Annotated in this window: 3 protein-coding genes; all 3 read left to right on the top strand. The window is 63.1% G+C overall.

Annotated elements, in window-relative coordinates:
* Nucleotides 1-2: 2 nt before the first annotated feature.
* Genes AC3QL3_RS17115 through AC3QL3_RS17105 form a run of 3 tightly spaced genes read left to right on the top strand, consistent with a single transcriptional unit; the run spans nucleotide 3 to nucleotide 11,261 of the window.
* Nucleotides 3-890, top strand: a complete 888-nt coding sequence (locus AC3QL3_RS17115) for a rhodanese-like domain-containing protein (protein WP_492895292.1) — start codon at nucleotides 3-5, stop codon at nucleotides 888-890.
* A gap of 42 nt (nucleotides 891-932) precedes the next feature.
* Nucleotides 933-5,354 carry a beta-helix domain-containing protein gene (locus tag AC3QL3_RS17110; protein ID WP_492895291.1) on the top strand — a complete coding sequence of 1,474 codons (4,422 nt, stop codon included), beginning with the start codon at nucleotides 933-935 and terminating at the stop codon, nucleotides 5,352-5,354.
* A 15-nt stretch (nucleotides 5,355-5,369) separates the two neighbouring features.
* Complete coding sequence (locus tag AC3QL3_RS17105; protein WP_492895290.1) at nucleotides 5,370-11,261, top strand: Ig-like domain-containing protein; 5,892 nt, start codon at nucleotides 5,370-5,372, stop codon at nucleotides 11,259-11,261.
* The last annotated feature ends 23 nt before the right edge of the window (nucleotides 11,262-11,284 follow it).

The raw sequence follows: 11,284 nt of genomic DNA, 5'->3' as shown, positions 1-11,284 counted from the left end.
TCATGGGCAGGAGCCGCTTCAGGATCGCCGCAGTGACGCTTGCCTTCGGCTTCGCGCAAGCGGCGACGCTGGAGAGTGTTCCCGCAGCGGCGATGTGTGAAACCAGCGAGAGATCCAGCGAGCAGCTACTCGACGGTGCGGGGCTGGCGATGGATGCCCTGCGTCACCGGCCTGCGGTCAGCACGGTGAATTGTCGCGTGACCGCTGCTGCGTTGAGGGCGGACTCCACACCACGTGTGATGGTCGATCTGCGAGCCGCGAAGGATGTGTCCGTCGCATCGATTCCCGGCGCCGTCAATCTAGGATTGGAGTCGCTTGCCAATCATTTGATAGTGAAGTCGGCAGCGCGCGTTGTCTTGGTTGGTGACGGCAAGAACACGCCTCGTCTGCTACGTCAGTGTGAGGAGTTGCACGAGCGCGGCCTGCTGCAGATTGAGGTGCTCGATGGTGGAATTCCCGCTTGGCGCCGCGCCGGTGGTGTGATCGCCGGCGACGCCGGCGTCTTGGATCAGCCATTGTTGCTGACGGAGCGTGAGTTGCACGAAGCGTTGCATCAGCCGGATGCAATGCTCGTCCTTACGCAGGGGCGTCCAACGCCTGGGCTGAAGGCGTCGGGTGCGCGGATCGTGCAGGCGTCCCAAGAGTCGCGCTCGATCAGGACGATCTTGAATCGCCTGCACGCGGCATTGGCGCGCAAGACGGCCGCGGTGATCGTGTTGCCGGAAGGGCGAGATCCGACTCCGTGGCGCGCTGCGGCCCGCGATCTGGCGTTGCCCGAGCCGTTGTTTTTCGTCGGCGACGTGACGCGATACGACGCGTACGTCGAGCAGCAAGAGCGCATTGCAAAGACCGCCAAGCAGCCGCGGTCGGGGGCGTGCGAGCAAGGCTAAGGCTTTCATCACGGGGACGCTTCAGCAGGAAGGGGAAGACGGATGTTGCAAGCATGGGGAACGATGCGGCAGTCGCGGGCGGAGAGAGCTCGCTTCGGGACGAAGCCGGCCGCGGCGAGGACGCCTGCTGCGGCGATTTTTGCGCGATCCGTCGCGCTGCTGCTTCTATGCGTCGCTGTGCAGGTTGCGACTGCGGCGGGTCCGACTCCGGTATCGGGGTCGATTTCGTCGAATACGACCTGGACCGCGAGCGAATCCCCCTACGTTCTGAGTGGCGAGGTGCAGATCACCGGCGGCGCCTATTTGACGATTCAGCCGGGCGTGTCGGTGCGAGCGAACGCCGGCGCGAGTTTCACCGTCGTCGACGGCGCGCTGTCTGCACAAGGCACCAGCGACGCCCCAATTTCCTTCACTGCCGTCTCCGAACAGCCGGGCGGCTGGGGACCTTTGAAGTTCGGTGCCGGTACCGTCGCCAGCACGCTGCGGCACGTGAGCATTCGCTACGGACACGGCGTGATGATCGAGTCGTCGGCGCTCGCGTTGAGCGACGTCGCAATCGAGTACCACGACGGTCCCGCCATCACGGTGGGTCTGGATGTGTCCCCGGTGGGTGAAGGGCTGACCGCGATCGGCAACGCCTTGAACGGCATTCTGGTTCCGGCGGGAGTCATTGCCGGCCAGACGGCATGGCGTCTCAAAGGTATTCCCTATGTCGTAGCTGAAGGTACGGTCGAGGTCGGTGCCGCACCGTTCGGTTTCGCTCCGGCAACGGCGCAGATCCCGAAGGGGCGAACGGGTCATTTGACCTTGAACCTGCCGATGCCGGCACCTGCTGGCGGGCTTCCGATCGCCTTGAGTAGTCTCACGTCCTCGATTGCGCGAGTGGATTCCCAAGTTGTCGTTCCTGCCGGAGCGCGCTGGGTCGATGTCCCCGTTTTCGCCTTGGCGGTCGGTGATACCGAGATCACCGCCGGGCATCCGGACCTTGGAGCCGCTCGCGCACGTGTCACCGTAATGCCACTGCCGCCATTGACCCTGTCGCCGTCTTCCGTCTCGGTCGGCGTGGGTAGAACCACTCAGGTGACGGTGCAGATTCCCGCCGGCTTGGCCGTCGGCGACGTACAGGTGAACTTGAGCGCAGCCAACCTCGTCGATGTGCCGGCCAGTGTCACGATTCCCGCCGGAACGACTTTTGCTCGCTTCGATGTGCAAGGCCGGGTTGCCGGCAACACCAGTATTTCGGCAAATGCAGATGGCTTCAACCCGACGTCCGCGAGCATCCGAGTAGAGACATTGACTTTACTCACGCCACAGACGGCGTTCGTTGCGCCGGGCATGTCGGCCAATCTGAAGATAGAACTGAACTATCCGGCGCCGGCGGGTGGTCTGGCTGTCGCGATTCAGAACAACAACCCGGCGATTTTGAGTGCGCCGTCGAGCGCGACGATTGCCGCCGGAGGAAGCTCCGTCACCGTCGCCTTGAGTGGGTTGCTCGAAAGCACTTCCGCTGCCCAGCTGACGTTCACGGCACCGGGCTACGGAAACAGTTACACCTCGGTGTCGGTGCGTCGCATCACCGCGCGTTTGGGCGATAGCCAGCAGGAAGCGGAGCTAGCAAAGGGCGTCGCTTCGAATTTCGCGGTGAATTTGTCCAAGCCGGCTCCGCCCGGTGGGGTGGTATTGAACCTGGTAGCCGCGACCGCCGGCACGGTGGACATTCAACCTTCGCAAGTCGTGATTCCCGAAGGACAGACGACCGCGACGACGCAGGTGTCTCTGACCGGACTCGTTGCGGGGCGCTGGCTGCTGTCGCTCGTATCGACCGCCAATACAACCGGGATCGATGGAATGTTCGGCGTGTTGGTGCGGGACTCGCTACTGCAATTCAGCGAATCGGAGCGGATCACGGTCGGTAAGAATCTGACACGTGAGATCGATTTGCGATGCTACGTGAATGGAAGGCTGTGCAACTTCGATGCCGCGCAAATCATCACCTTGAATAACTCGGACGCGACTGCGGTCGGTGTTCCGAGCCAAGTCATCATGGCGGCGCATGACGGCTTCGCATCTTTCCAAGTCGCGGGCCTCGAGCTGACGAATGCCGATGCCGTCATTTCGGCCAGCAATTCTTTCTTGGGTTCCGGCAGCGTCGCGATATCAATCAGTGTTCAAACGCCGAATCTCGTGTTCCGGGGAATAGGAAACGACATCTCGACCGTGGGCCGCGGCAACACGTCGTTCGACATATGTCTCTCCGACGATCAGTTCCAAGTCAACACTTCGGACACTCGCGTCGACGTATCGATCGCTGACGCGGACCCGCCAGCGATTGTCGACGGCTTGTTCCTCGATGCCGAGGGAACGATGCCGGTCGATCACGTGACGATTGCGGCGGGACAATCTTGCACGACGCTGTACAGCGGCAGATCGAATGCGCCAGGCAGTTATCGCGTCGGGGCCAGCGTATCCGGTTGGGGTTCTTGGAAGTCCGAGCCGCGTACGGTTGTGCGCGGAAAAATCTTCTTCGAAGACACTCCGATCGTGCTTGGACAGGGGCTGACGATGCCCTTCATGCGCATTCTCATCAGTCCCTGCGACACCGCGATTTCCACTTCCGTCACCAGTGGCGACCCCTCGAAGGTCGTTGTCGACTCGTCCAGTAGGGACAGCTGTTACGACGTGGCGAGCATCAAAGGCGAAGCACTGACCGCTCAACCCGTACGCGTTACCGCGACCATGCCCGGCTTCGACGACGCCACGCTCGACGTGTCCGTCGTGCCGCGCCAAGTAGAGTTTTCAGGTTTAACGGGCGTCAAGAGACTCGGCGAGGGCCGCAACGGAATATCGCTACGCTGGTCTGGCTACATGGGTCGGTACATGGGTTCCTCCGATATGACTTCCTCCCACACGATTCACCTCGAAGTTCGCGAGGAGGCACCGACCGATGTGCTGCCCGAACCGGCCATTGTCGATTACGACGGAAATGCATTGGCTGAAATAACCATCCAGCCTGAGTCGTCAACCAGCGAATACGCATATGTCGCGGCGCCGACCCACGTAGGTTCCTATCGGATCGCGGCCCTCGAAGACGGTGAGCTGATCGGTCTCTCGGATGTGCAGTACGTCACCAGCGGCACGGTCGGATCAGATATTCCCTCGAACGAACTCGACGCCGACGGCTCCGTCGTTGCCGCAGAGGGGTTGAAGAGGAACGTTCCGCTGTCGCTGCGGATCGAAGGCCCTGCCGGTGACGCCGATGCCGTACTGCATTTCAGGAGCCGTTCGCCGGAGTCGGTGCAAGTGCCCGAAAGCCTGACTCTTACTCCTAGGGGGGGCGGGCAGTATGAGATCGACTTGCCCGTCGTCGGTCTGCAGGTCACTTCCGCCCCTGTCTACATCGACGTCTACGTCGCAGACGATACCGGGCCGGCCATTTCCTTCCCGGTAATGGTGTACGCGCCGACCCTGGGCTTCGACACCGCAGCCGCCCGGGCCGTGCATGGTTCGCCCGCTCCGCTGGCGCTGTTCTGGAAAGTCGATTTCCCCTGTCCTCCCAACCCCCCAGGATTCACCGCCGAAGACACTCCCGATATTTGTTCGCTATACGAGCTGCCGCCTGCTGCGGATCAAACTTTTGCTCTTTCAATCGTCAACGCCGGCGTTCCGCCGATTGTCGGTGGATTCCTTTCCGATGACGGTAGCGCTGCAACGACGCTGAATTTCCCGGCCGCCGGCAGCATCAGCGAATCGCTTTTCGTCGATGTTCCGACGGCGATCGGCAGCTATCAGATCGAAGCACGGCTCGGATCTGGCCGCATCTGGCAATCGGATCCGATTGTCGTCGACGTACCGCAGTTAACGGTCGTCAGTGAGTACGGTGATGTGCCGTTCTCTATCGTCGCGGGAACTAATTTCTACGGCGCTCTTTCTCTCAATGCGCGTGTCGCCGGCGTGGACACGCCGCTCGGAAGCGGTACGCCAGTGCAGATTCAATGCGCCGATCCGTCGATCTGTGGCATCGACTCCGAGGCGTTCATCCCGGCCGGCGCTTCCGGAATTCCGATCAAGCTCATCGGCGGCGCGCTGGGGTCTTCCGAGATTCGTGCGACGGCGATCGGACTGCTCGACGCCGAGTTTCCTACAGTGAACGTCGTGTCGCCGAAGCTGGAGATTTACGGCCCCTATTCGAGCGTTAGGGTTGGCGAGGAGCAGTCCTTCCAGGTTTATGCGCGCGTGCCCGGCGGTGACTATATGAGCGGACCTATCGACGAATTGGCCGTCGATTTGTCGAGCGTCATCCCTGCGGTGGCGTCGATCCTGCCCGAGTCCGTCGTCATCGCACCTGGCACCGCCTGGGTCGAGGCACGAGTGAAGGGAATGCGTTCGGGTACGACCGCCGTGATTGCTCATGAGGCGAGCCTAGGCTCGTCAGTGAGCAACTTGATCACCGTTATCAGCAACTAGGACGGAGCCAGGACCATGACGATCCGTAATCCGTCCTATGGGCTCGATCGCTTCGGCCATTTGAAACGCGAGCCGTCGCCGACGCAACACTTCCATGCGCCGCTGAAGTCGCGTTCGCACACGAATGCAATCATCGCTTTGCTCGCCCTCCTGGGCGTGTTGGCGTTCTGTTCCGAAGCGGCGGCCACGGCCAATCTGACGCTCGAAGACGGTGTCGTGGTCAAGTTCGGCGCGAACTCTGGGTTGACCGTGAGGCAGGGCCTACAGACTCGCCGCGGTGTTGTGTTGACCAGCTTGAGCGACGATGCGGCGAGCGGCCGGACCGGGCCGTCGCAGGGCACCCCGGCGGCAGGCGATTGGCGCGGCTTGACGATCGAAGATTCGGTAGCAGCCGGCGACTTGCAGATCGATCGGCTGGAGTTGCGTTATGCGGGAGCCAACGGCGCGGCGGCGCTGCAGTTGGCGAAGAACTATGCAATCCAGTTTCTCAAGATCAGCGACAGTTTGCTCGGCATCCGGGTGACAGGCGGGGCGCGACCGACGTTCTCGGGATTAAGCCTGATTGGCAATGCGATCGGACTCGAGTCACGCGAGGACGCGTCGCCGACACTGAGCGGCTCCGAAGCGGTGAGCAACACGGACTTCGGCGTCCTCAATCTGTCCTCGCAAGCGCTCGTAAAGGCCGGCAATACCTGGTGGGGAAGCGCGAGCGGTCCGACCGCCGCCGACAACGCGAACGGCACCGGCGACAAAGTGAGCGCCGGCGTCACGTATCTGCCGTTCGCGACGACCGTGCCTCTGATCGACTGCTCGCTGGCGGTGATCGACGGTGCGGCGACGGTGACGCAACCGAGCGTGATGTTGGCGCTCGACTGCCGCAACGCCGTCGAATACCGCCTCGCGCTGAACGGCGGCTTCGGCAGCGCGCCGTATCTGCCGATCGCACAGACGGCGACGTTCGCGCTCAGCGGCAGCGCCGGTGATCGCACGATCGCAGTCGAGTATCGGGCGGCCACCTCGAATGTGAAGACCGCGCAGATTACCGTGCATTACCAGCCGAATGCGCCGGTCGTCGTCATCGATGCGCCGGCGGAAGGCGCGACGATCCGGACCGACACGACGATCGAGGCGACCGTGTCCGACGCGGCAGGCATCGATCGGGTCGAGTTCTCCGTCGACGGAACGCAAATCGGCATCGATACCGCCGCCCCCTATGAATTGTTGTGGCCGATCACTGGATTCCAGCGAGGGCAACGTACGATCAAGGTGTTCGCCGTGAGTCTCAGCGGCCAGTCGAGCGCAGCGACACGCATCGTCGACTTGCAGCCGCCGGGTGACGTCGACATCGAAGGGCCACAGATCGCCGACGTCAGCTTCGCCGGAGAGCCGCTGACTGACGGAACGGTGGTGAGAGCTCCCGGTACGCTGCGTTTCCGCGTTACCGATCCGAGCGGCGTCGATCCCGACAGCGTAGGGGCGGAGCTCGACAACATAGCGTTGCTGGGCGGCGTGTTCGCCGACGACGAGTATGCAGTAGAAGTCGGTCTCGACAACCTGCCGGACGGCATCAATACGCTCGTCCTCAGCGCGCGCGATGTGCTCGGCAATTCCACAGTGCAAAGCATTTCGATCGAGGTCGACACCTCGGCCGGGCCGCAGGCCCCGGTCGTGACGATCACGGCGCCGGCCAGCGGGGCGCAGATCGGCGACGATACGGTCATCGCCGCGAACGTCACTGGCGTGAACATCCGTTGGGTGGATTTCTTCGTCGACGGTGAGGCGATCGGTCGCGATGCGACGCCGCCGTATGAGCAGCTCTGGCAGATTGGTGCGACCGCCAACGGCTCGCACGAGATCAAGGTCGTCGCGACCAACACCGCCGATCAGCAAGGACAGGCGATCCAGACAGTAACCGTGCAGCACCCGCCGACCGATACGACCGGTCCTACGATCGGCGACGTGCGGTTCGACGGACAGCCGTTGACGGAAGGCGCCGCGATCGCCGCGTCCGGCACGCTGACGTTTACGGTCGACGATCTCAGCGGCGTTGCCTCGGCCGGCGTTCGGGTCGACGGCCAGACCGCGACGGGAGGCACGCTCGGTGGTACGACCTACTCGATTGCGCTGACCTTGACCGGCGGCAATCACGCACTCGTGCTACAGGCGGCCGACACGCTCGGCAATCCGAGCGAACAGACTTGGCATGTCCACGTCGAGCCGAGTTCGCCGACAGCACCGGTGGTCACGGTCACGGCGCCGACTGGCGGGACTTCGATCAGCGACGACACGCTCATCACCGCGAGCGTGACCGGCGCGAACATCCGGTGGGTCGACTTCTTCGTCGACGGTGAGGCGATCGGCCGCGATGCGACGCCGCCGTATGAGCAGCTCTGGCAGATCGGTGCGGTCGCCAACGGCTCGCATGAGATCAAGGTTGTCGCGACCAACACCGCCGATCAGCAAGGACAGGCGATCCAGACAGTAACCGTGCAGCACCCGCCGACCGATACGACCGGTCCTACGATCGGCGACGTGCGGTTCGACGGACAGCCGTTGACGGAAGGCGCCACGATCGCCGCATCCGGCACGCTGACGTTTACGGTCGACGATCTCAGTGGAGTCGCCTCGGCCGGTGTTCGGATCGACGGCCAGCCCGCGACGGGCGGTGTGCTCAACGGCACGAGTTATTCGATCGCACTGAGCTTGGCCGACGGCGATCACACGATCGTTCTGCAGGCGGCCGACACGCCCGGCAATTCGAGCGAGCAAACCTGGCACGTTCGGGTCGAGACCGCTTCGACCGCGCCGACGGTCACGATCACGGCGCCGGCGGCCAACGCGCAGATCAGCGCCGACACGACGATCGCCGCTTCCGTCGTCGGCGAGGCCATCACGCGAGTCGACTTCTACGTCGACACCGGTTGGATCGGTGCCGCGACGGCGGCACCGTACCAAACCTTGTGGAGTGTGGCCGGTTTCGCCAACGGACCGCACACCTTGCAAGCAATCGCGACCAACGCGAACGGGCAGATCGGCAGGGCCAGCGTACCGATCAATCTGCAGCGTGTTTCCAATGACACGGTTGGACCTGAGATCAGCGACGTCCGTTTTGCCGGGCAGCCCTTGAGCGGCAGTACGACTTTGACGGCGCCGGGATTGCTGACCTTCCGTGTCACCGACGCAAGCGGCGTCGCTTCCGGCGCGGTGCGCATCGGCTCTACGGCGGTCACTGGCGGTGGTCTGAACCAGGGGCAGTACTCGACCCTGCTCGATTTCAACGACGTCGTCAATGGCAGCTATGCGATCACGCTGACGGCGGTCGACACGGTCGGCAATTCGAGCGAACAGGTGTTGCCGAACATCACAGTGACGCTGCCGCCACCGCCGACGCCGATTCTACTCTCGCCGGTCGACGCCACGACCACGCCACAACCCAATGTCGCGGTCGCGGGCACGGCGCAGGCGAGCAGCCAGGTCCAATTGTTCCTCGACGGCGGCGCCGTTGGCGGTCCGATCGCAGTGCCGTTCCACGGCAGCTTCAACCGCACGATCGTCTTGCCGGAGGAAGGTACGCACGCATTGACCGCTACGGCCAGCAACAGCCGAGGCACCAGCGCCGCGACGGCACCGGTCTCGATCACCTACAGCGCGCCGTCGCCGAGCGTTGTGCTGACCTGGCCGCCGGAGGGCGCGCGCATCGAAGCGGATGGTGTTGTCGCGATCGAAGCGTCAGTGGTCGACGCGGTCGGTGTGCGCAGCGCTACGCTGAAGATCGACGGCCATGCGGTCGGCACAGTGTTGTCACAACCACCGTATGCCTGGTCGTGGACGGTCGATGGCAGCGTCGCGGACGGCGAGCATGCGATCGAAGTGACGGTGGTCAACGTGGTCAACAAGTCAGCCACGGTGGCGCGCACGGTCACGGTGGCGCGCACACCGGTGATTCCGCCGGTACAGACGGCGTATGTCGGCGAAGTTTCGTCGATCAGTCCGACCAGTTCGTACGGCAACGAGTCCATCGTGGTTAGTGGCCGTGCGGTGGATACGACCTCCGGCGAGCCAGTGCCGAATGCGCTTTTGAAAGTCGTGCTGAAGGTCAACGGATTTCAGCGCCGCATCAATACCTCGACCAATGCGAGCGGTGTCTTCACCTATCGCTTCGTTCCGCAGAATTCCGACAGCGGGGTATATGTGGTTTCGGTGATCCATCCGAATCAAACCGATCTGCCCAACCAAGGTCAGTTCACGATCAATCGCCTCGGACTGTCGCCGCCGCAGTACGCCTTGCGCGCGGCGCGCACGATTCCACAGACGATCCGCTATACCGTCTCGGCCAGTCCGGGCGAAGGCACAAGCGGTTTGTACTTCGAAGCAGTTCCGGCCGATCAACCTTCCGGAACCGGATTGCCGGCCGGTATTTCTATCCAGGCGCCGGCAGCGATCGACGTGCCCCCAGGCGGTTCAGTGCCCATCGACGTGGTATTCACGGCCGGTACCGAAGCGCAAGCGCCGGCAAGCACCGGTACCGTCGTGCTTCGAGCCACGGATGGCGGCGGGCGCGCACGCGGGACGGTTACGATCAATTACAGCTTGAGTGAGCCGCAGGCCTATCTGCTGCCGCAGCCCTCGGGTATCCAGACCGGCGTCAAACGCGGCAAGCAAGTCAACGAATCGGTGCAATTGAGCAATCGCGGTTTAATTACCGCGCGCAATGTCGTCGTTAGCTTGTCCTCGGCTCCGTCGTGGGTGCGTTTGGCGTCGCCGAGCAATCTCGGCGATCTGGCTGTCGGAGCGAGCCAGCCGATCCAGCTCGTAGCGGCGCCGACGTCCGATATCGGCGACGACATCTACCAACTGAGCATCCACGTGCAAGCCGATGGACTTTCCGGTGACATACCGGTAGCCATAGCGGTGACGTCGGCTGAGATCGGCGCAGTGCAGTTCCACGCGAAGGACATCTACACCTGCTTACCCGATTGCGATGCAACCCCCGGTTTGGCGAACGCATCGATCCGCATCCAGAACGAGCAGGTGTATACCGAGACGCGCAGCGGCACGACGGATGCACAGGGCCTGCTGCAGATCGCAGATCTACCTACCGGTCATTATCGTTACGTCGCCAATGCTCCGAATCACGTCAGCGCTACTGGGCGTTTCACCGTGCGCCCTGTCGTCACGCTCGAACAACCCGTGTTCCTCGACTACGAGCTCGTCACGTTCGAGTGGACGGTGACCGAGACAACGATCCGCGATCGCTATGACGTGACGCTGACCGCGTCGTATCAGACCCAGGTACCCGCACCGGTAATGCTGATCGAGCCGGCATCGATCAACGTGCCCGACATGCAGGAGGGCGAAGAGCTGACTGGCGAGATCACGATCAGCAACCTAGGTCTGGTTCGTGCGGACAACGTAACTTGGTTCCCAGCATTGTCCGACGCGTACTTCGAAGTCGAATTTCTCGGCACGCCGCCCGATACGTTCGATGCGCATCAGAGTTATCGATTGCCGTATCGGCTGACGAAGAAGTGCACCCCGCTGCCGGGAATGGAAGGCGGCCCGTGCCCAGGGCAATCGCAGGTGAGTGTGCTGTTCGGCTCGGTCAAATCGGGTGCCACGACCACGGCTGGCGGCTGCAATAGTTATCGCAATCCGATGCACGTCGAGTTCGGCTATCAATGTGCGGCGGGAGATACGCGCAGCGGTTCCGCTTGGAGCGGACTCAACAAAGCATACGGTCAGGGCTGCGGAGGCGGTGGCGGAAGCACCGGAGGCGGGAACGGCGGAAATGGCGGCGGCTGGGGCGGTGGCGGCGTGGGCGGCGGCCCGGCCGGCACGCCGATGTCGAGTGGTCCTGGCTGCGTCCCGGAATGTCCCGACTGCGACGGTGGCGGGCCTGGTGGCTGAGGGGCAGTGAAACGAAGTACGAG

The sequence above is a fragment of the Dokdonella sp. GW821-FHT11D02 genome (assembly GCF_058808595.1).
The sequence above is the reverse complement of the archived record's forward strand: the minus strand, read 5'-3'. Positions and strand labels throughout refer to the sequence as shown.

Excerpts from the sequence above, each read along its gene's own strand:
- AC3QL3_RS17115 (WP_492895292.1), top strand. The coding sequence starts at position 3 with ATGGGCAGGAGCCGCTTCAGGATCGCCGCAGTGACGCTTGCCTTCGGC.
- AC3QL3_RS17110 (WP_492895291.1), top strand. The coding sequence starts at position 933 with ATGTTGCAAGCATGGGGAACGATGCGGCAGTCGCGGGCGGAGAGAGCT.
- AC3QL3_RS17105 (WP_492895290.1), top strand. The coding sequence starts at position 5,370 with ATGACGATCCGTAATCCGTCCTATGGGCTCGATCGCTTCGGCCATTTG.